Genomic DNA, 21083 nt, shown 5'->3' with positions numbered 1-21083 from the left:
CTCAGCCTGCGGCCGCGCGCGGCGGGTTGTGCATGAACTCGATCCGGATGCCGCAGTCGTCCTCGACGAACGACGCGTAGTACCGGTCGGAGAATCGCGGATACTCCTTGGGCTCGCGGACGGCCGTCCAGCCGGCATCCATCGCGATCGAGTGCAGACGGTCCACGTCGGCCCTCGAGTCGACAGAGAACGCGAGGTGCTGCCACCCGACACGGCCGTGCTCATGCGGGCCGGTGTCCTCTTCTCGGGCACGGAAGAGGATCAGCTCAGTCTCGTCGTCGCGGTCCCATGCGACGCTGTTCTCGCTGTCGCTCCGAGCGAATCCGAGGGCTGCCATCACGGGATCGAACTGCGCGATACCGCGCGGAAGGTCGTCGACGGTGATTCCGAGATGATCGAAGACAGGCATGCGGACCAGTCTGTCGGATGGCCGCTGGATCGTCGAGGGGCGTCGTCGGCCCGCGCCGGCGCTCAGTGCGGGGCGTGGTACTCGGCCTCGCCGCGCTTCCAGTAACCCTTCACCGTCGCCTGGTCGGTGCTGACGCTCCAGCGCGCGAGGAGTGCGCGACCGGGCTTGACCACCGACTGCTCGGCCGCGACGAACACGAACGGGTCGGAACCTGTGGCATCCGACTCGCCGAGGCCCTCGAGGAACGAGATCAGCGCGGAACCGGCCGGCTCGTCGCCGCGGTGCAGCCACTCGACCTTCACGGGCGCATCGATCTCGATCTCGTCTTCGGACCCGTGCGCTTCGATGACGATGCGCGCGGGCTGGTCGCCGATCAGGGCGGCGAAGCGCCGGATCGCCGGGATCGCCGTCTCGTCCCCTGCGAGGAACCACGAGCCGGGCGTCCCGGTGATCACCGCAGAACCACGGGGTCCGCCCACGCCGATCTGCGAACCGAGCGGTGCCGTCGCCGCCCAGCGGGCTGCGATGCCTTCGTCGCCGTGGACGGCGAACTCGACCTCGAGCCAGTTCTCATCCCACACCAGCGGGGTGTACTCGCGGCTGGGGGCGGCGCGCAGCTCTTCGAGCGAATCCGGCATCTCATCAGGGAAGAACAGTCGCATGTGGTCGTCGCTGCCGAGCGAAGTGAAGCCGAACAGATCGTCGCCCTCCAACCGCACCCGCACGTAGTTCGGCGCGAGCTGCTCGCGCGCGGTGAGCGTGACGGCGCGGAACTGGAGGTCGAGTCGCTGGCGCTCCAGCGCGAAGGACGATTTCGGATTGGCCATGAAGTTAGGTTAGCCTCCGTAGGGCGAGGTCAGGGTTGCCTAACCTAAAGACCTCGACCATCATCCGACTCTCGAGGAGCCTTCATGTCATCGCGTCGTCCGTTCGCCGCAGCATCCGTCGTTCTCGTCTCCGCACTGGCGCTCGCGTCCTGCGCGTCGACGCCCGCAGCGGAATCCGAGCAGCCCACGTCCGAGGCGGAAGCCACCTCCGTCACGATCGAGGACAACAACGGCAGCCACACGATCGACCTGCCGCTGACCTCCGTCGTCGCGACCGACAACCGCACCTTCGAGACCCTCGACTCCTGGGGCATCGAGCTGACCGCGGCGGCCGTCTCGCTGATGCCGAGCACCATCTCGTACACCGAGGACGACTCCATCATCGATCTCGGCAGCCACCGCGAGCCCGACCTCGAATCCGTCGTGGCCGTCGAGCCCGACCTCATCATCAATGGTCAGCGCTTCGCCCAGTACCACGACGACTTCACCACCTACGCCCCGGACGCGCTCGTCCTCGAGCTCGACCCGCGCGACGGCGAGCCCTTCGACGAGGAGCTCAAGCGGCAGACGCTCGTCCTCGGCGAGATCTTCGGCAAGCAGGACGAGGCCAAGGAGCTGACGGATGCTCTGGACGAGGCGATCGCGCGCGTCAAGGACGCCTACGACGACGGCGAGACCGTGATGGCCGTCACCACCTCCGGCGGAGAGATCGGCTACATCGCCCCGACCGTCGGCCGGACGCTCGGCCCGGTGTTCGACTTCGCCGAGCTCACCCCGGCGCTCGAGGTCTCGGACGCCACCGACGACCACCAGGGCGACGACATCGCCGTCGAGGCGATCGCCGACTCGAACCCGGACTGGATCCTCGTGATGGACCGTGACGCCGCGGTCGCCGCCGACGACCCGAGCTACTCGCCCGCCGCTGACATCCTGGAGAACTCCGAGGCGCTCGCAGGCGTCACCGCCGTCTCCGAGGGCAACATCGTCTACATGCCCGCCGACACGTACACGAACGAGGGCATCCAGACCTACACCGAGTTCCTCAACGCATTCGCCGACGCGCTCGAAGCACGCAGCTGACAGCGGTCGCGATGGGGCTGGTCTGACGGGCCGGCCCCATCCATGCGGAAGAATGAATTGAGATGACACGCACGATCCCGACAGCACCGCCGCGCACGCGGGGGCGACTGTTCGACCCCGCGCTGATCATCGGGATCGTCGTCACGGTGCTCCTGCTGATCGCCTCGCTGTTCGTCGGCGTCTACGACATCTTCGGCGCCGACGACGGCGCGCAGATGTTCGCGATCACGCGCATCCCGCGAACGGTCGCACTCATGCTCGCCGGCGCCGCCATGGCGATGTCGGGACTCGTCATGCAGCTGCTGACGCAGAACCGATTCGTCGAGCCGACCACCACCGGCACCACCGAATGGGCGGGGCTCGGTCTGCTGGCCGTCATGATCGTCGCGCCCACAGCGGGCATCGTGCCCAAGATGACCGGCGCGATCATCGCCGCCTTCATCGGCACCATGGTCTTCTTCCTGTTCCTTCGGCGGGTGTCGCTGCGCTCCTCGCTCATCGTCCCCATCGTGGGCATCATGCTCGGCGCGGTCGTCGGCTCCATCTCCACCTTCCTCGCCCTGCAGACCGACACCCTGCAGAGCCTCGGCGTCTGGTTCGCGGGCAGCTTCACCTCGGTGCTGCGCGGACAGTACGAGGCGCTGTGGATCGTCGCGATCGTGGGCGTCGTGATCTTCATCGTCGCCGACCGGTTCACGGTCGCCGGGCTCGGCGAGGAGATCTCCACCAACGTCGGCCTCAACTACAACCGAGTCGTGCTGCTGGGCACGGGGCTGATCGCCGTCGCGACCGGCGTCGTCACCGTGATCGTCGGCAACCTGCCGTTCCTCGGCCTCATCGTGCCCAACATCGTCTCGATGATCCGCGGCGACGACCTGCGCAGCAACCTGCCGTGGGTGTGCCTGCTCGGCATCGCGATCGTCACGGTCTGCGACATCGTCGGCCGCACCATCATCATGCCCTTCGAGGTGCCCGTGTCGCTGATCCTCGGAGTCGTCGGCGCCGTCGTCTTCATCCTCCTTCTGCTCAGGCAGCGTCGTCGTGCTTAGGTCTCTCGCGCAGCCCGTGCCGCACGCGGCCGAACGCCGGGCAGGTGCGCTTCCGACGCGTGCCGCGCGGCGGAAGTACTTCATCATCCTCGGCATCCTGATCGTGCTCGCCGTCGGCTTCGCGTTCGGTCTGCTCGCATGGGACAACCCGATGCCGGTCGGCACCGACGGGTTCTGGCGCATCGCGCAGATGCGCGGCATCAGCGTCGTCGTGATGGCGGTCGTCGCGTTCTGTCAGGCCATCGCCACCGTGAGTTTCCAGACCGTCACCGAGAACCGCATCATCACCCCGTCGATCATGGGGTTCGAGGCGCTCTACGTGGCGGTGCAGACCGCATCGGTCTACTTCTTCGGCATCGCCGGTATCGTCGCGATGCAGGGCGACGCCCAGTTCGTGCTGCAGATCGCGATCATGGTCGGTCTGTCGGTGCTGCTGTACGGCTGGCTGCTGTCGGGGCGCTACGCGAACCTGCAGATCATGCTGCTCATCGGCATCATCATCGGCGGAGGCCTCGCGTCGGTCTCCGCGTTCATGCAGCGCCTGCTGACACCGAGCGAGTTCGACGTGCTCACCGCGCAGATGTTCGGCAGCGTCTCGAACGCCGACCCCGATCAACTGCCGATCGCGATCCCACTGGCTCTCGCCGCCGGCATCCTGCTGTGGGCGAACGCCCGCCGGCTGAACCTTCTCTCACTCGGCAAGGACATCACCTCGGGGCTCGGCGTGAACCACCGCCGTGAGCTCATCCGCGTGCTCCTGCTCGTGTCGGTCCTGATGGCGGTGTCGACCGCGCTGGTCGGGCCGATGACGTTCCTCGGGTTCCTGGTGGCGACGCTCGCCTATCAGTTCGCCGACACATACGACCACCGGTACATCTTTCCGATCGCGGTGCTGACCGGCTTCGTCGTCCTCGCCGGCGCCTACTTCGTCATGAAGAACCTGTTCTACGCGCAGGGTGTCGTCTCGATCATCATCGAGCTCGTGGGCGGCACGCTCTTCCTCATCGTCATCCTCAGAAAGGGCCGGCTGTGATCCACCTCACCGATGTGCGCAAGGACTACAGCGACACGGTCGCGATCGGACCCGTGGACCTGCAGATCCCGGCCGGGGGAGTGACCGCGCTGGTCGGGCCCAACGGCGCCGGCAAGTCGACGCTGCTCACCATGATCGGCCGGCTCCTCGGACTGGATGCCGGCACCATCGAGATCGGCGGGTACGACGTCGTCCGCACCCCCTCCAAGGACCTCGCCAAGATCGTCTCGGTGCTGCGGCAGGAGAACCACTTCATCACGCGCCTCACCGTGCGCCAGCTGGTCGGGTTCGGGCGCTTCCCGCACTCGAAGGGACGCCTGAACGTCGAGGACGAGCGGGTCATCAGCGAGGCGATCGACTTCCTCGGGCTGTCGGAGCTCGAGGGGCGCTACCTCGACGAGCTCTCCGGCGGGCAGCGCCAGCGCGCGTACGTCGCCATGGTGCTGGCGCAGGACACCGACTACGTGCTGCTGGACGAGCCGCTCAACAACCTCGACATGCGTCACTCGGTGCAGATGATGCAGCACCTGCGCCGCGCCGCCGCCGAGCTCGGACGGACGATCGTGATCGTGCTGCACGACATCAATTTCGCCGGCCACTACGCCGATCACATCTGCGCAGTGAAGGACGGCCGCGTCGTGCAGTTCGGCACGCCGGACGAGATCATGACGGATGCCGTGCTCAGCGACGTCTTCGAGACTCCGGTGCAGGTGGTCGACGGTCCGCGCGGGCGGCTGGCCGTGTACTACTGAGCTCGCGCGCCGGGGCCCGGGTGTTCGGGTCGCGATTTCTGCCGTTCTGAGCGCGCCATACCGGCGATCTGTGCGACCTGAAGTGCAGGCCGGCGGCGCGGAGCTACAGCTCGATGCCGTGCGACTCGTCGTTGACGCCTGCGTTGCCGCCCTTGCGCGACTCGGTCGCGATCAGCCAGACGACCGAGACGATCAGCGCGAGCAGGAGCCCGAGCCAGACGTTCTGCAGGATCAGTCCGATCACGACGCCGAGGATGAAGAGCACCACGGTGCCGCCGAGCCAGGTCCAGCGCTGCTTCTTGGATGCCGCCATGGCCCCAGCCTAGATGCCCGGCTCTGCCCGGTGCTCAGCGGCGGCGGTGGTCTTCGGGAGCGAGGCGCGGACCGCGGCGGGGCTCGGCGATTCCGCTGGCGAGGATGAGGCGGATGACGCGCTGGCGGTGACCTCGCCACGGGGCCAGGAGCTCCAGCATCCCGTCGTCGTCGACGCGCGAGCCGGTCAGCGCGAACCCGACCTGATGGGCGAGGTGGTAGTCGCCGACGCTGACGGCATCCGGGTCGCCGAGCGCGCGGATGCGGGTCTCCGCCGACGTCCACGCGCCGATCCCGGGCAGGCTGGTGAGCACGCGTTCCCGGTCGTCACCGGTCTCTGCGGCGAGGACCGCGTCGGCGATCCGCTGGCCGCGTTCGGCGGCGCGGACGATCGCACGCGACTGCGGCGGCTCGACGCCGGCGCGATGCCAGGCCCACGACGGGATGCGGTGCCAGCCGTCGATCGTCGGTGGTGCGAACATGGGCCGCGGGGTGGGGCCGGGGGCGCGTTCGCCGAACCGGGTGATGAGGACGCGCCAGGCACCGAACGCCTGGTAGGAGGTGACCTTCTGCTCGATCGTGGCGCTCGCGAGCGCGTCGAAGACTAGGTCGGTGCGGGTCAGGCGCGTGCCGGACGTGCGGCGGGCGACGTCGGCGAGCAGCGGATGCCCCGCAGCGGTCAGCGACGACGCGTCGAATCCGGTGGGGTCATCATCCGCGCCGCACAGGCGAGGCAGCTGCGTGAGCGCCCAGTCGGCACCAGGTCCCCAGGCCGTGGCGTGCACGCCTTCGCTGCTCTGCCTGAGCGCGAGCGTTGCGATGCCTTCGGGGGTGCGGGCCGCGCGCCACAGCGTGGTTCCGTCGACGAGCATCGTCGGATCCTTCGGCCCACGGATGAGCATGCCGACCGTGCGGAAAAGGTTCAGCGGATGCGCGGGGCGGTAGACCGCGTGCAGCGGTTCGGTGCGTGGTGACGGCGTGTGCGCTGTGGTCGCGGCATCCGCTGTCAAGGTCATGCGAACACCCTACGTCGGGGCGCTGACAGTGGCGTGCGGCATCCCGTGCCTGCGTGACGGGGCGCGGCGTGCCGACCTCGGGAGGTGGCGCATATGGTCGCTTCGCCGCGCTCCAGGCGACCATTTGCGACCCCTGCCGACGGCAGAGGCAACCGCATCCGACTCAGAAGCGGTCGGGCGAAGGCGTGCCGTGTCCGTAGCGGATGACGACGTCGGCGTGGCGGTCGAACCGGTAGCCGACACCGCGCACGGTGCGCACGATGTCCTCGTAGCGGCCGAGCTTGGCGCGGAGGCGACGGACGTGCACGTCGATCGTGCGCTCGCCCGGGGTCTCGTCGTCGGGCGACTGCCACAGGGCGTCGACGAGTTCGGAGCGCTCGATCGTGCGACCCTCGCGCAGCACGAGGTACTGCAGCAGCTCGAACTCCTTGTAGGTGAACGCGGCGGACTCGCCGTCGATCAGCACGCGCTTGCGCGAGATGTCGACCGTGACGCCGTAATCCTCGTCCTTCTCCTCGGTTTCGGTCGCGGCCTTGGCGCGGGCGACCGCACCTGGCTCCTGCAGGGCGAGGCGCACGACGTCGAGGTCGCGTCCGCCGGAACCATGAGGAGCGAGCGCGACGGTGGCGTGCGTCTCGGCGCCGGGAGCGAGCTCGGCCAGGGTGCGGCGCAGGGCGTCGACGAGCAGCGGAAGGCTGACACCGGCCTCAGCGGCCTTGATCTCGTCGAGTCCGACGTAGAGGGCGAAGCCGCGAGGAGAGCGGGTGGCGGGCAGATCGGCCGGCACGGCAGGTGCGGCCGGAGCGACGGTTTCGGCGAGCCGCGGAACGGGGCGAAGGTGCGGGGCGCGGGCAGTGGGACGCTCGAGGAGTGCGATGTTCGACATGATGATGAAGTCCTTGGAAGGGTGAGCCGATACGGCTCTGATGTGTTGCGTGAATGACCCGGGGGCCGAGAACGAGCACACGGGTAGGTGCTCGGGGGCTCACGCCTCGCAGATGGCGAAGGACTGAGCTGGGCAGGGTGGCTGATTGATCAGCGACACATTCGGCAACACATGCCAACGCAGCCGGGCATCATCATCCCGGCAGTCCTGTTCGCCTCCTGGGCGGACAAAGGGCGCGCGTTGGTGGTCATGGGGGCGATTATGTCTGATGATGTCGCCTCGTGTCAAAACGAGTCCCGATGTGACGACGTGGCCTACCGTGGAGGACATGACGGATTCCACGATGGTCGACGGGTTCCTGGTCACTGACGAGAAGGATGCTTCGCGCTATACCCTCACGCGCGACGGAGTCCTCGTCAGCGCGCTGGACTACCGCGACGACGGCAAGACGATCGCCCTCACGAGGGCCTTCACGATCCCGACTTTCCGCGGCCACGGTTACGCTGCGTGCGTGGTCAAGGGCGCGGTCGCGGACATCGAGAGCCGCGGCGACCGCAAGGTCGACCCGGTGTGCTGGTACGTCGCGGAGTGGTTCGAGCAGAACCCGGAACACGCGGGGCTGCTGCGCCGTCGCTGACGCTGCGGGCGACGGCATCCGATATCGATCCGATACAATGGAACTCTGCTCAGCACCGTTCGCTGAGGCGGTCAGCCTCTGAACGGAGCCTGATCCGAGGCTTGAAACCTCCGGCATCCTCACCAGACACCGGAGGTTTTTTCCATGTCATCCCTGCGTTCTCATCCCAAAGCCAAGTGGTGGGCGCTGTTCGTCATCTCGCTGACGCAGCTCGTCGTCGTCCTCGACGGCACCATCGTCAACATCGCCCTGCCGCAAGCGCAGGTCGCCCTCGAGATGGACGACCACCTGCGCCAGTGGGTCGTCACCGCCTACGCTCTCGCCTTCGGCGCCCTGCTGCTGCTCGGCGGACGCATCGCCGACTACTGGGGCCGCAAGCGCACCTTCATGGTCGGCATGATCGGCTTCGGCCTCGCCTCGCTCTATGCCGGCATCGCCACCGCCGGCTGGGAGCTCATCCTGGGCCGCGGCCTGCAGGGCATCTTCGCCGCCATGCTGGCGCCTGCCGCGCTCGCGCTGCTGACGACGCTGTTCCCCTCCGGCAAGGAGCGCAACACCGCCTTCGCCGTGTTCGGCACGGTCGCGGGTGCGGGCGCCGCCGTCGGCCTCGTGCTCGGCGGCTTCCTGACCGAGTTCTTCGACTGGCGCTGGTGCCTGCTGGTCAACCTCTTCTTCGTGGCGATCGGCCTGATCGGCGGCGCGCTGTTCCTCACCGAGAGCAAGGCGGGCGGCGACAACCGCTACGACATGTGGGGCGCACTGCTCGTGACCCTCGGACTCGGCTCGCTCGTCTACGGCTTCAGCCTCGCCGAGACCGGCTGGGGCAACCCGCTCACCGTCGGGTTCCTCGCCCTCGGCGTCATCCTGCTGGCCGTCTTCGTGTGGGTCGAGACGAAGGTCGAGAACCCCCTGCTGCCGCTGCGCGTGGTCACCCACCGGGTCCGCGCCGGGGCGTTCCTCATCCAGGCCGTCGCTGGCAGCGTCATGATCGGCGCCACGCTCTACCTCACCTTCCACCTGCAGATCGTGCTCGGCCAGGGCGCTCTGGAATCGGGCATCGCGAGCCTTCCGCTGCCGCTGGGCACCATGCTGCTCGCTCCGCTGGCGACCAAGCTGCTCGGCTCGATCGGCCCGCGTCCGATGCTGATCGGCGGCCCCCTCGTCGTCGCAGCGGGCCTGTTCTACATGTCGCTCATCACGCCGGGCGGCAACTACTTCGTACAGGTCGCCCCCGCGCTGCTGGTGATGGGCTTCGGCATGGCTTTCGTCTTCATCCCGCTGCAGAACGTGGCGCTCACCGGCGTTAAGCCGCACGACGCCGGTGTCGCCTCGGCCGTGACGAACTCGGCGATGCAGATCGGCGGCTCGATCGGCCTGTCCGTGTTCACCGCCGTGTACGCGGCGGTCGTCGGGGCGCACGCCCAGGGCAGCGTCTCGCTCGACGTGCTGGCGAACGGATACAGCGCCACCTTCATCGCCGCCGCGATCGGGATGCTGATCGCCTCCGTGATCGCGATCACGATGGTGCGCGGACGCAAGGAAGACCTGCTGCCGCAGGGCTCGACGGAGCCGGAGACGCCGGTCCTGGCGCACTGAACTTTGCTCTCCGAGGCGTGCTGCGGCACGCCTCGGAGGCAATGTCGGTGGGCGTCCGTACGGTGTGAATATGCGAATCCTGCACACCTCCGACTGGCACATCGGCCGCACCTTCCATGGCAACTCGACCATGGATGCGCTGGCCGACGTCTTCGGTGCGCTCACCGCCCAGGTGCAGGAGCATTCGGTGGACGTCGTCATCGTCGCCGGTGACGTGTTCGACTCCGCGACCCCGGCGGGTCCGGCCTATACGTTGCTCGGCGACACGCTCGCAGCTCTGCATGACACCGGTGCCCGCGTCATCGTGACCAGCGGCAACCACGATTCGGCCGCCCGGCTCGGGTTCCAGGCGCGGCTCCTGCGCGACGGCATCCACGTGGTCACCGACCCGCTATCGATCGGCGAGCCCATCACCGTCGACGACGCCGACGGTCCCGTGCACTTCTACGGCATCCCCTACCTCGAGCCGGCCATCGTCCGCCAGCACTGGGAAGGCGTGGCGCTGCGCACGCAGGCGCAGACCATGGCCCACGCCATGGGCCTGGTGCGCGCCGGAATGGCGTCGCACGACGGGCGCTCGGTCGCGATCGCGCACTGCTTCGCTGCGGGCGTGGACGCCACCGTCGGGCTCGAGCGCGAGGTGCGCCAGGGCGGCCTCGACGTCGTGCCGCTCGAGGTGTTCGACGGGCCAGACTACGTGGCCCTCGGGCACATCCACGGCCGGCAGAACATCAGCGAGCGCGTGCGTTACGCGGGCGCTCCGCTGCACTACAGCTTCGGCGAGCAGCACAAGGAGCGCGGCTCCTGGCTCGTCGACCTCGATGCGTCGGGGCTAGCGAACGTCGAGTGGCTGGCGCTGCCGGTGCCGCGTCGACTCGTGACGCTCACGGGCACTCTCGATGAGATCCTCGCAGCCGCGAACGTCGCAGCACACGCCGACGACTGGGTGTGCGCCGTGTACACCGATGCGCTGCCGCAGGCCGAGCCGATGCGCCGGCTCAAGGAACGCCTCCCGCACTGTGCGATGGTGCAGCACGCGCCGACCCTGACCGCCGAGAGCGAGGAGCGTTCGTACGCAGCCCGGCTGAAGTCCGCTGTGACCGACACCGAGCGCATCGAGGCGTTCCTCGAGCACGTCCGGGCGGGTCAGGGGCCGAGTGAGCGCGAGAGCGAACTGATTCGCGAGGTGCTCGACGAGCGCGTGGTCGCCGAGGCGCTCGTCTAGTGCGCCTTCACCGTCTCGAGATCGAGGGGTTCGGTCCGTTCCTCGACCGGCAGACCGTCGACTTCGATCGGTTCGCCGAAGACGGCATCTTCCTGATCGCCGGGCGCACCGGCACCGGCAAGTCCAGCATCCTGGATGCCGTCTGCTTCGCCCTGTACGGCTCTGTGCCGCGGTACGAGGGCGGTGAGAAGCGACTGCGAAGCGACCACTGCGAGCCCGATGACCGCAGCGAGGTCGTCGTCGAGTTCAGCACCGGCTCCGGGCGATACCGGGTGACGCGCTCGCCGGAGTACCTGCGCCCGGCCAAACGCGGCGGAGGGCTGACGAAGCAAGCCTCGGGCGTGCAGCTGGACACCCTCGACGCGCCGGGCGTCGACTGGGTCACGCTCGCGGCCAAGGAGAAGCGGGTCGCCGACGAGCTCGACGAGATCCTGCAGCTGAGCAAAGAGCAATTCCTGCAGGTGATCCTGCTCGCCCAGAACCGGTTCGCGCGATTCCTGCTCGCCGACAGCAAGGAGCGGCAGGTGCTGCTGCGTCGGCTGTTCAGCACCGAGCGATTCGAAGACGTGCAGGCACGGTTCGATGAACGCCGCCGCGCCTCCGAGAACGCGCTCACCGGCGTCCACGCCACCGTCGACGCGCGGCTCGACGAGGCGGAGCGCGTCGTGACCGCCGCCGAACTGTGGGGCGAGCACGGCGACGAGCCGACCACCGCCTCGACGCAGGACCGCATCGACGCGTTGCGAGCGGCCCTCACCCGCGCCGAGTACCGGGTCGAGCGTCGCGGGGCAGAGCGAGACGATGCCGAGAACCTCCTGGCCGCAGCCGAAGCCGCGCTGACGGGCCTCAGAGAAGAGCGGAAGGCGCAGCAGGAGCGCGACCGGGCGCGCGCCGCGATGGCACAGCTGGACGCCGAACAGCCCGAGATCGACGCGGCCAGGGCAACCCTGCAGCGGGCGCGTGCCGCCGAGGCGCTGCGCGCGAGCCTCGGGGCGACGGCGCGCGCTGAGCAGGTGCGCGATGCGTCCGTGACGGCCGAGGCCGCCGCACGCGCCGACTGGGACGCGACGGGTGTCGAACTCGACGAGCTGTCCACCGAGGCGCTCGAGGCGTGGGCCGTCGCGCGCACCCGCGACGCCGGCGCCTGGGAGCGTGCTGCGGAGCTGGAGAGGGGACTGTCCGGGCTGCGGGCAGAGGTCGAAGACGCGCGAGGGCAGGTGGAGGCGGCATCCGCTCTCGTCGATGCGGGCGAGGCCGAGCGCGCGGAACTGCCGAACCGTCTGAACGCGCTCATAGCCGAGCGGGATGACGCCCGACGGAACGCCGATCGCGGCGACGACCTCGCACGCGCTCTCGTCGCGGCGACGTCCCGCCGCGACGCCGCCGTCGCCGTCGCGAAGATCGACGATGAGCTCGCCACTGCGGAACGCGGCCTCGTCGATGCGAGCGCGACGCTCGCCGAGGCGCAGACCGCGCTCGCACAGCTGCGCAAGCGCCGTCTGGACGGTTTCGCCGGCGAGCTCGCGACCGCCCTGGTCACCGGGCAGCCGTGCGCCGTGTGCGGATCGACCGACCACCCGGCGCCCGCCGAGCACAGCGATCCGGTGTCGGCCGACGACATCGACGATGCCGAGGCCGTGCGCGACGCCGCGCAGCTCGCCGAGCGTGCGGCACAGGAGCGAGTGGCGAACGTGCAGGCCGAGCGGGCTGCTGCGGCGGCCGTGGCGGACGGCCGGACGGCCGAGATCTCGGAGGAGGAGCTCGCCGCCGCCGTGCGCGCGCACGCCGACGCTGCCGCGGCATCCTCCGAACTCACCGCCCTCGAGACACAGGTCGGACAGGTCAGCGAAGCCATCGCCGCTCTTGCCGAGAAGCGTGCGGAATCGGAGGCAATGCTGGCGGCAGCACGTGAGACGCTGGCGCTCGCCACGCAGCGGGAGCAGCAGGCGGCCGCCCAGATCAGTGAGGCCAGAGGCACGTTCGAGACGGTCGCGCAGCGGATCGCAGAGGTCGTCGGGCGCGCCGCGGTCGCTCGCGCATTCGCGGCCGCGCTCGCCGAGCGCGCGCGCAGCGAGACCTCGTACGCCGCGGCGAAGGACGAGCAGGATGCGGCGCTGGCGGCATCCGACTTCGATGATGTCGCGGCGGCGCGCGAGGCGATGCGCCCATCGGCCGAGCAGGAAGCGCTCGAATCGCGCATCAGTGCCCACGCCGTGCAGCGGGAGAAGGAGCGTTCCACACTCCTCGATCTCGAACTGCGCACCCTGCCTGAGGAGCCGATCGATCTCGCTCCTGCCGAGACGGCGGCCGCCGAGGCGCGTGCGGCCTGGAAGGCGGCATTGGATGTCGCCGGCCGCGCAAAATCCACCGCAGAGCAGCTCGCGAGCCTGATCGAATCCGCGGCATCCGAGCACGCGCGCAGCGCAGAGCAGCAGGCTGAGCACGAAGTCCTCCGGGCGCTCGCTGACACCATCGCCGGTCGTGCAGGCAACACCCACAAGATGACCCTCGAGACGTTCGTGCTGGCGGCGGAGCTCGAGGAGATCGTCGAAGCAGCGAACCGTCGCCTCAGCGACATGTCGACGGGGCGCTATCAACTTCGGCACTCCGACGCGCTGGCGTCGCGGGGGGCGGCATCCGGCCTCGGCATCGTCGTGTTCGACGCATTCACGGGGCAGACGCGTCCCGCACAGTCGCTGTCGGGCGGCGAGACCTTCCTCAGCTCTCTCGCCCTGGCGCTCGGGCTCGCCGAGGTCGTCACGGCTCGCGCGGGCGGCATCCAGCTCGACACGCTCTTCATCGACGAGGGCTTCGGCTCGCTCGACGCCGACACCCTCGAAGTCGCCATGCGCACGCTCGACGAGCTGCGCTCTGGCGGCCGCACGGTCGGCGTCATCAGCCACGTCGAGTCGATGCAGGAGCAGATCCCCGCACAGCTCGTGGTCGAGCAGACGCCGGCGGGGCCGAGTCGGATCCGGGCCTGACGGTTTCGACTCCGGCGTTGCGCGGCTGCTGCGGAGGCTTCGACTCGTCGCTTCGCTCCTCGCTCACCCCGTTTCGTCTCCCTTCGCTCGCTCAACGCCCCGCAAACTCTCCGGGTGCCGCTTCCATCGCGGGTCGTTGAGCGGAGGCGCGCAGCGCCGCAGCCGAAACGGGCTGAGCGAGCGCAGCGAGTCGAAGCCGGCCTCCACCGAACGGACTGCCGGTTCCCGGCGTCATACCGGCGTAACAGTTACGGGACGATACTGGAGGCATGACACTTCAGCAGGAGATCGCACAGACGCTCGGTGTGAAGTCCGAGATCGACCCGGCCGCAGAGATCGAACGTCGCGTGACGTTCCTCGTCGACTACCTCGAGAAGAGCCGCGCGAAGGGGTTCGTGCTCGGCATCTCGGGCGGCCAGGATTCCACCCTCGCCGGACGCCTCGCCCAGCTCGCCGTCGAGCGCGTGCGCGAGCGTGGCGGAGCGGTCGACTTCATCGGCGTCCGCCTGCCGTACCGCGTGCAGCACGACGCGGATGACGCGAAAGCCGCTCTCGAGTTCGTCGCCGCCGACCGGGTCGTCGAGGTCAACATCCAGAACGGCGTGGAGGGCGTCGAGAAGGACATCGAACAGGCCGCCGGAGCATCCATCTCGGATTTCAACCGCGGCAACATCAAGGCGCGCATCCGCATGGTCACGCAGTACGCGCTCGCAGGTCACGACGGGCACCTCGTCATCGGTACCGACCACGCCGCCGAGGCCGTCACCGGTTTCTACACGAAGTTCGGCGACGGAGCCGCCGACATCCTGCCGCTCGCAGGGCTCACCAAGCGCCAGGGCAAGCAGCTGCTGCGCGCGCTGCGCGCGCCGGATCGCCTGTGGATGAAGGTCCCGACCGCCGACCTTCTCGACGACCAGCCAGGACGCTCCGACGAGGACGAGCTCGGGATCGCGTACGAGCAGATCGACGACTATCTCGAGGGCAAGCCGGTGGATGCCGACGCCGCCGCCCGCATCGAGCAGAGGTACATCGCCTCCGAGCACAAGCGCCACCTGCCGGTCGCCCCCGACGACGACTGGTGGCGCTGAGCGAAGGCGGTCCCCGAGTCGAAGTCGGCCTCCGGCCAGTACTGTCCGAGCCCCCGGCTACGCTCGAAACATGCGGATCGACACTCAGGCGCAGCGCGTCATCTGGAGCGCCAGCGACCTGAAGGCGGCCGCCGAATGCGAGTTCGCCTGGGCTCGGGCGATCGACGCGAAGCTCGGCCGCGTCCCGGCCGTGGAAGACCCGCCGGATGCCACCCTCGAGCGCGCCGCACGGCTCGGTGACGTGCACGAGGCGAAGGTCCTCGCGGCGTATCGCGAGCGCTTCGGGACGGACGCCGTGCACGAGGTCGTGCGGGCGAGTTCAGCCGATGCCGACGCCCTCGCCGCGGTGGTTGCCGAGACCCAGCAGGCGCTGCGATCCGACGCCCGGCTGCTTTTCCAGGCCGCGTTCGCGACCGATGAGTTCGTCGGCTTCGCCGACTTCCTGCTGCGCGAAGACGACGGCCGCTGGCGCGTGCAGGACTCCAAGCTCGCTCGAACCGCCCGCGTAACCGCGCTCATGCAGCTCGCGGCATATGTCGACCAGCTCGACGGGCTCGGCATCCCGAGATCCGACGAAGTCGACCTCATCCTCGGCGACGGCTCCGTCAGCACGCACCGTGCCGACGACCTCCTCCCGCTGTTCCACGTGCGCCGCGCACGCCTGCGCAACCTGATCGCCGATCGCGATGTCACGTCCGGCCCGGCCGGCGCTCCGCTCGCCTGGGGCGACGAGCGCGGCGATATCGGACTCGTCGCGTGCGGCCGGTGTGCGACCTGCACCGAACAGGTGGATGCCGCGCGCGACCTGCTCATGGTCGCGCGCATGCGGCCGGTGCAGCGCACCCGCCTGCGCGACGCCGGCATCGAGACGATCGACGCGCTCGCCGCGGCCGCCGGCGCCCCCGCCGGAATGAACGTCGACACGTTCGAGTCGCTGCGGGCACAGGCGCGGCTGCAGCTGCGTGCAGATTCCGACGACGAGCCGACCTATGACGTGTACCACCCCGAGGCGATCCACACGCTCCCGCGCCCGAGCCGCGGCGACATCTTCTTCGACTTCGAGGGCGACCCGCTCTACACCGAGCCCGCGCCCGAAGGTCACGCGCAGTGGGGCATCGACTACCTGTTCGGCTGGGTCGACAACGACGACCAGTACACCCCGCTGTGGGCGCACACGTTCGCCGACGAGAAGCGCGCGCTCGAGCTGTTCCTCGACTTCGTGAACGCGCGTCGGACGGCGCATCCCGACATGCACATCTACCACTACGCGCCGTACGAGACCTCGCACCTGGTGGCGATGGCGTCGCGGCACGGCGTCCGCGAGGCCGAGGTCGACAGGCTGTTGCGCGAAGGAGTGTTCGTCGATCTGTATCCGCTCGTGCTGCGCACCGTGCGGGTCGGCTCGCGCTCGTACTCGATCAAGAAGCTCGAGCCGCTCTACATGGGCGAAGAGGTGCGCACGAGCGACGTGCAGAAGGGCGACGACTCGATCGTGCAGTACGTCGCCGCCCGCCAGCTCGCGGCCGCCGGCGAGACCGCAGAGGCGGATGCCGTGCTGGCCGACCTCGCCGACTACAACCGCTACGACTGCGTCTCGACGCGGCGACTGCGCAACTGGCTGATCGAGATCGCGAAGGCGAAGGGCGTCAACCCTGCGCCGCCCGACCAGCCCGATGAGCTCATCTACGAGCCGTCTCCGCGTTCCGTGGCGCTGCTCGCCGACGCCGAGCGCGACGTGACGGCAGGCGGCGACGGAGAGGCGCACCGGGTCGCGGCTGCGGCTATCGACTACTACCCGCGAGAGGCGAAGAGCTTCTGGGTCGGGCACTTCCAGCGGCTGCGCGAACCCGTCTCGATGTGGGATCAGACGCGCGATGTCGTGCGAGTGGATGCGGCCACGTCCGTGCTGCGCCGCGACTGGAGCGTGGAAGAGGGCCGCAGAGTCACATCGCGCGAGATCGAGATCCGCGGCGAGATCTCACCGGGGACGACGCTCGGCGAGGGCGCCAGTCCGTTCGCGCTGTACCCGTTCCCCGCGCCGTTCGACGTCGAAGCACCGTCGCGGGCGGTGCACGTGCCGCGCACGGTGACGATCGTCGAGGTGCTCGACGACGGCTACGTCATCGCCGAGAACGCGGTGGGCGGGCAGACCTGGGACGAGTTCCCGCTCGCCCTCACCCCGCCCGCCCCGCCGCGGGTCGTTTCCCTGCAGGGCGCGATCGATGAGTGGGCGGATGCCGTGCACGACGCCGCTCCGGCGTTCCCGGCGGATGCCGCCACCGACATCCTGCGCCGGCTGCCGCCGCGCACGGTCTCCGGCTGCGGGCTGCCGCCCGCGGACGGCGACGTGATCGATGCGATCGTCCGTGCCGTGCGAGACCTCGACCGCAGTTACCTCGCAGTCCAGGGCCCTCCGGGCACGGGCAAGACGTACACCGGATCGCACGTCATCGCGCGGCTCGTGAACGAGTACGGGTTCCGCGTCGGCGTCGTGGCGCAGTCGCACGCGATCATCGAGACCCTGCTGGAGCGCGTCATCGCCGCCGGAGTCCCCGCGGGGCAGGTCGCGAAGTCTCCCAAGGAGAAGGGGAGCGAACCGAGCTACACCCCGATCCCGAAGACGGGGATGGCCTCGTTCCTCTCCGAGCGCGATGGGCAGGGCGTGGTCGTCGGCGGCACGGCATGGGACTTCAGCAACACCGCACGCGTCGAGCGCGGCGGACTCGACCTCATCGTCATCGACGAGGCAGGGCAGTTCTCGCTCGCTTCGACGATCGCCGTCGCGGCAGGGGCGCAGCGACTCCTGCTGCTCGGCGATCCCCAGCAGCTGCCGCAGGTCAGTCAGGGCGCGCACCCCGAACCGGTCGACACCTCGGCGCTCGGCTGGGTGATGGACGGCGACGCCGTCGTCCGGCCCGAGTACGGCTACTTCCTGGATCGCAGCTGGCGCATGCACCCGGCGGTCGCGAGCCCGGTGTCGCGGTTGGCGTACGCGGGGCAGCTCGCCTCGGCATCCGGCACCGAGCACCGCGCGATCGACGGCGTCGAGGCCGGGCTCCACGTCGTCCCGCTCCGTCACCGGGGCAACGCGACGCAGTCGCCGGAGGAGGCCGCCGAGGTCGTACGGCTCGTGCGCGACCTGATCGGGCGTGAGTTCACCGAGCCCGGCCAGGTGCCGCGTCCGCTTGTCGAGTCGGACATCATCGTGGTCGCGCCGTACAACGCCCAGAAGCAGCTCGTCCATGATGCGCTCACCGCGGCGGGATTCGGCGGAGTGCCGGTCGGAACCGTCGACAACTTCCAGGGCAAGGAGGCGGCGGTGTCGATCACCACGCTCGCGGCATCCAGTGGACGCGATGCGCCGCGCGGGCCGGAGTTCCTGCTGCTGCAGAACCGGCTCAACGTGGCGATCTCTCGTGCGCAGGTCGCCGCATACCTGATCTACTCGCCGGCGCTGCTCGACGACCTGCCGCGCACACCGGAGGGAGTGGCGCGCATGAGCGCCTTCGCACGTCTGGTCGGTGCCGACCGCGACTGACGCCGCCCGAGGGGAGGAGTGATGTCCGACCCCGCTGCTACCGTGTCGCCCATGGCACCGGAACCCCAGCACCACACGCTCAACTACACCGAACTCACCGTGACGGATCTGGCCGCGGCGATCGCGTTCTATGAGGCGGCTTTCGGCTGGGACTTCGTGGATTATGGGCCGGATTACGCCGGCATCGCGTCTCCCGACGGCGGCGGAGAAGAGGTCGGCGGGCTGCTGGTCTCGCCGGAGCGTCGCCCCTCAGGCGGCCCACTCGTACTGCTGTACTCCGACGACCTCGACGCGACCGCTCAGGCGATCGTCCGCGCCGGCGGCACGATCGTCCAGGAGGCGTATCCCTTCCCCGGCGGGCGGCGGTTGCACTTCGCCGATCCGAGCGGGAACGAGCTCGGGGTCTGGGCGCGGCAGTAGCCGCGCAGGGCCCGGGTCAGACGGTGCCGTAGAGGCGGTCGCCCGCGTCGCCGAGACCGGGCACGATGTAACGGTTCTCGTCGAGGCCCTCGTCCAGAGCGCCGAGCACGATCGTCACATCACGGTCGCCCACGAGCTTCTCGATCGCCTCAAGCCCCTCAGGGGTGCCGAGCAGGCAGATCGCGGTGACATCCTTCGCGCCGCGGTCGAAGAAGAACTGGATCGCCGCCGCGAGCGAGCCACCGGTCGCCAGCATCGGATCGATCGCGAAGCACTGGCGATCGCTGAGGTCGTCGGGGAGGCGCTCGGCGTAGGTGGTCGGCTCGAAGGTCGTCTCGTCGCGGACCATGCCGAGGAAGCCCACCTCAGCGGTCGGTAGCAGCTTGACGAGACCCTCGAGCATGCCAAGACCTGCGCGCAGGATCGGGACGACGATGGGGCGCGGCTCGGAGATCTTCACGCCCATGGTCTTGGTGACCGGCGTCTGGATCTCGACCGGCGAGACCTTGACGTTCCGCGTCGCCTCGTAGGCGAGCAGCGTCACGAGCTCTTCTGTCAGCTGACGGAAGACCGGCGACGGGGTGCGCTCGTCGCGCAGAACCGTGAGCTTGTGAGTGATGAGAGGGTGGTCGGCGACGTGAACACGCATACACATAGGGTAATGCGCCGCGCGTCCGGATACGCTCGGAACATGCGCCAGGCAGACAGCGACGGGATGCTCCGCGCACTCGCCCTCGCCGAGGAAGCGGCTGCGGCGGGGGAGGTCCCGGTCGGTGCCGTCGTCCTCGACGCCTCCGGCGCCATCGTCTCCGAGGGGCGCAACACTCGCGAGGAGACCCACGACCCCACCGGCCACGCCGAGGTCGTCGCGCTGCGGAGGGCCGCGGCATCCATCGGCTCATGGAATCTCGAAGGGCACACCCTCGTCGTCACGCTGGAGCCCTGCGTCATGTGCGCCGGCGCGATCCTGCAGGCGCGCATCGGGCGCGTCGTCTTCGGCGCATGGGACGAGAAAGCGGGCGCGGCAGGCTCCATGTACGACGTGCTGCGCGACCGCCGGCTGCCCTACCGCGCCGAGGTCGTCGGGGGAGTGGCGGAGGATGCCGCGACCGCCCTGCTCCGCGCCTTCTTCGAGCAGCGGCGCTGAGTCCGTTGCGGCGTCAGTCCTCGGACTTCAGCACGAACACGTCCGTCGAGGGCTCGGGATCGAGCGACGGGCGGTAGATGTCCGGCTGGATGTAGATCGCGCGCGCGGCCGGCACCGTCTTGCGGATCTGCCCGTCGATCTCGCCGATGACGTCCGCGACGTCGCGCACCGTCTTCTCCGCCGGGAGGGCGATCTTCACGGCGACGAGCAGCTCGTCGTCTGCGATCTGGAACGTCTTGAGGCTGATGAGCTTCTCGACGTCAGAGCAGCCGAGGACGGCATCCATGATCAGGTCGAGGTCGTGTTTGCTGGCAGATCCGCTCATGCCGCGAGTCTAGTTCCGGCGGCTGTGATCTGCAGGAGGCATCCTCGGCGCTTTCGGATGCCGCGCATAGGATTGCCGCATGGCTGAATCGCTTCCGTCCCTCGCATTCCTCGGCGCCGGATCCATGGGAGGCGCCATCCTGCATGGTGTTGTCGCCTCCGGCATCCATGTCGACGGCGGCATCGTCGCCACCAACCGCACAGCCCAGAAGGCCGCGAGCCTCGACGGCCTCGAGGGCGTCACCGCGATCGCCCTGGAGGACACCCCCAGCGGGAACACGGATGCCGCGGCATCCGCCCGCATCATCCTCGTCGGCGTCAAGCCGGCCATGGTTCCCGACCTGCTCCGCGAGATCGCTCCGTCGCTGCGTGAGGATGCAATCGTCGTGAGCCTCGCCGCCGGCGTCACGCTCGCGACTTTCGCCGAGGGGCTCGGAGACGGCGTTCGTGTCATCCGCTCGATGCCGAACACTCCCGCCACGGTCGGGAAGGCCGTCACGGGCCTGGCTGCGGGCGCCGCTGCGACGGCCGACGACCTGGCGCTCGTGCGGCAGCTCTTCGAGCTCGTCGGCGCCGTGCTGGAGGTGCCGGAGGAGAAGATCGACGCGCTCTCCACGATCTCCGGATCCGGTCCGGCGTATGTGTTCCTGCTCATTGAGGAACTCACCAAGGCCGCCATCGGCAAGGGGTTCGACGAGGCGGATGCCCGGCTCATGGCCGAGCAGACATTCATCGGCGCGACCGCGCTGCTGGTGGCGTC

General features: G+C 69.3%; 20 protein-coding genes. 13 read left to right on the top strand and 7 right to left on the bottom strand.

The genetic code is table 11. The features are described 5' to 3' along the window. Position 1: 1 nt before the first annotated feature. Together MAE01_RS14800 and MAE01_RS14795 are read right to left on the bottom strand one after the other, a co-directional pair. On the bottom strand, positions 2-409 hold the full coding sequence (locus MAE01_RS14800; RefSeq protein ID WP_147040685.1) for a VOC family protein: 408 nt from the start codon (positions 407-409) through the stop codon (positions 2-4). A 62-nt stretch (positions 410-471) separates the two neighbouring features. After that, positions 472-1236, bottom strand: a complete 765-nt coding sequence (locus MAE01_RS14795; RefSeq protein WP_147040683.1) for a siderophore-interacting protein — start codon at positions 1234-1236, stop codon at positions 472-474. Between the two features lie 84 nt (positions 1237-1320). Between MAE01_RS14795 and MAE01_RS14790 the strand changes: the two genes are divergently transcribed. The 4 genes from MAE01_RS14790 to MAE01_RS14775 all read left to right on the top strand — a co-directional run bounded on the left by MAE01_RS14790 (position 1321) and on the right by MAE01_RS14775 (position 5150). Continuing rightward, complete coding sequence (locus MAE01_RS14790) at positions 1321-2316, top strand: siderophore ABC transporter substrate-binding protein (RefSeq protein ID WP_147040682.1); 996 nt, start codon at positions 1321-1323, stop codon at positions 2314-2316. Positions 2317-2378: 62 nt separating this feature from the next. Continuing rightward, the gene (locus MAE01_RS14785; protein ID WP_147040679.1) at positions 2379-3365 is read left to right on the top strand and encodes an ABC transporter permease; all 987 of its coding nucleotides are present in this window, start codon (positions 2379-2381) and stop codon (positions 3363-3365) included. Continuing rightward, positions 3358-4398: an iron chelate uptake ABC transporter family permease subunit gene (locus MAE01_RS14780; protein ID WP_186806263.1), complete on the top strand. Its 1041-nt coding sequence runs from the start codon at positions 3358-3360 to the stop codon at positions 4396-4398. The genes MAE01_RS14785 and MAE01_RS14780 overlap by 8 nt, the downstream gene beginning before the upstream one ends. Continuing rightward, positions 4395-5150: an iron ABC transporter ATP-binding protein gene (locus MAE01_RS14775; RefSeq protein ID WP_147040678.1), complete on the top strand. Its 756-nt coding sequence runs from the start codon at positions 4395-4397 to the stop codon at positions 5148-5150. The genes MAE01_RS14780 and MAE01_RS14775 overlap by 4 nt, the downstream gene beginning before the upstream one ends. A 103-nt stretch (positions 5151-5253) precedes the next feature. Here MAE01_RS14775 and MAE01_RS14770 read toward each other — a convergent pair whose 3' ends face one another. The 3 genes from MAE01_RS14770 to MAE01_RS14760 form a co-directional block, all read right to left on the bottom strand. Beyond that, a complete protein-coding gene (locus MAE01_RS14770; protein ID WP_147040676.1) occupies positions 5254-5463 on the bottom strand; it encodes a hypothetical protein in 210 nt (69 codons plus the stop codon). Positions 5464-5497: 34 nt separating this feature from the next. Next, positions 5498-6478 (bottom strand): DNA-3-methyladenine glycosylase family protein, encoded by a 981-nt coding sequence (locus MAE01_RS14765; protein ID WP_147040674.1) that lies wholly within the window; start codon positions 6476-6478, stop codon positions 5498-5500. Positions 6479-6641: 163 nt separating this feature from the next. Continuing rightward, positions 6642-7364 (bottom strand): winged helix-turn-helix domain-containing protein, encoded by a 723-nt coding sequence (locus MAE01_RS14760; protein WP_147040672.1) that lies wholly within the window; start codon positions 7362-7364, stop codon positions 6642-6644. A 328-nt stretch (positions 7365-7692) separates the two neighbouring features. Here MAE01_RS14760 and MAE01_RS14755 point away from each other — a divergent pair, with 328 nt between their 5' ends. The 7 genes from MAE01_RS14755 (at position 7693) to MAE01_RS14725 (ending at position 18852) form a co-directional block, all read left to right on the top strand. Further along, positions 7693-8001 (top strand): GNAT family N-acetyltransferase, encoded by a 309-nt coding sequence (locus MAE01_RS14755; RefSeq protein ID WP_147040670.1) that lies wholly within the window; start codon positions 7693-7695, stop codon positions 7999-8001. Positions 8002-8145: 144 nt separating this feature from the next. Next, on the top strand, positions 8146-9597 hold the full coding sequence (locus tag MAE01_RS14750; RefSeq protein WP_147040668.1) for an MFS transporter: 1452 nt from the start codon (positions 8146-8148) through the stop codon (positions 9595-9597). A gap of 70 nt (positions 9598-9667) precedes the next feature. Then, on the top strand, positions 9668-10822 hold the full coding sequence (locus tag MAE01_RS14745) for an exonuclease SbcCD subunit D (protein ID WP_147040666.1): 1155 nt from the start codon (positions 9668-9670) through the stop codon (positions 10820-10822). Continuing rightward, positions 10822-13806, top strand: a complete 2985-nt coding sequence (locus tag MAE01_RS14740; protein WP_147040665.1) for an AAA family ATPase — start codon at positions 10822-10824, stop codon at positions 13804-13806. The genes MAE01_RS14745 and MAE01_RS14740 overlap by 1 nt, the downstream gene beginning before the upstream one ends. 269 nt (positions 13807-14075) lie before the next feature. Continuing rightward, positions 14076-14894 carry an NAD(+) synthase gene (nadE, locus tag MAE01_RS14735; RefSeq protein ID WP_147040663.1) on the top strand — a complete coding sequence of 273 codons (819 nt, stop codon included), beginning with the start codon at positions 14076-14078 and terminating at the stop codon, positions 14892-14894. 70 nt (positions 14895-14964) lie between these two features. Next, positions 14965-18432: a TM0106 family RecB-like putative nuclease gene (locus tag MAE01_RS14730; RefSeq protein WP_147040661.1), complete on the top strand. Its 3468-nt coding sequence runs from the start codon at positions 14965-14967 to the stop codon at positions 18430-18432. Between the two features lie 51 nt (positions 18433-18483). Continuing rightward, positions 18484-18852 (top strand): VOC family protein, encoded by a 369-nt coding sequence (locus MAE01_RS14725; protein ID WP_147040659.1) that lies wholly within the window; start codon positions 18484-18486, stop codon positions 18850-18852. Positions 18853-18868: 16 nt separating this feature from the next. Here the strand turns inward: MAE01_RS14725 and upp are convergent, their stop codons facing one another. Further along, a complete protein-coding gene (gene upp / locus MAE01_RS14720) occupies positions 18869-19501 on the bottom strand; it encodes a uracil phosphoribosyltransferase (RefSeq protein WP_147040657.1) in 633 nt (210 codons plus the stop codon). 42 nt (positions 19502-19543) lie between these two features. Here upp and tadA point away from each other — a divergent pair, with 42 nt between their 5' ends. Then, positions 19544-19999: a tRNA adenosine(34) deaminase TadA gene (gene tadA, locus MAE01_RS14715; protein WP_229718079.1), complete on the top strand. Its 456-nt coding sequence runs from the start codon at positions 19544-19546 to the stop codon at positions 19997-19999. 13 nt (positions 20000-20012) lie between these two features. Here the strand turns inward: tadA and MAE01_RS14710 are convergent, their stop codons facing one another. Further along, on the bottom strand, positions 20013-20324 hold the full coding sequence (locus MAE01_RS14710; protein WP_147040655.1) for a cation diffusion facilitator family transporter: 312 nt from the start codon (positions 20322-20324) through the stop codon (positions 20013-20015). 79 nt (positions 20325-20403) lie between these two features. Between MAE01_RS14710 and MAE01_RS14705 the strand changes: the two genes are divergently transcribed. Beyond that, positions 20404-21083: pyrroline-5-carboxylate reductase family protein (locus MAE01_RS14705; protein ID WP_147040653.1), on the top strand; the 680-nt coding region annotated here is incomplete at its 3' end.

It is taken from the genome of Microbacterium aerolatum (assembly GCF_007988825.1).
GTDB lineage: Bacteria > Actinomycetota > Actinomycetes > Actinomycetales > Microbacteriaceae > Microbacterium > Microbacterium aerolatum.
Note: the sequence above shows the minus strand (reverse complement) of the source record. Positions and strands in the feature narration are given on the sequence as shown.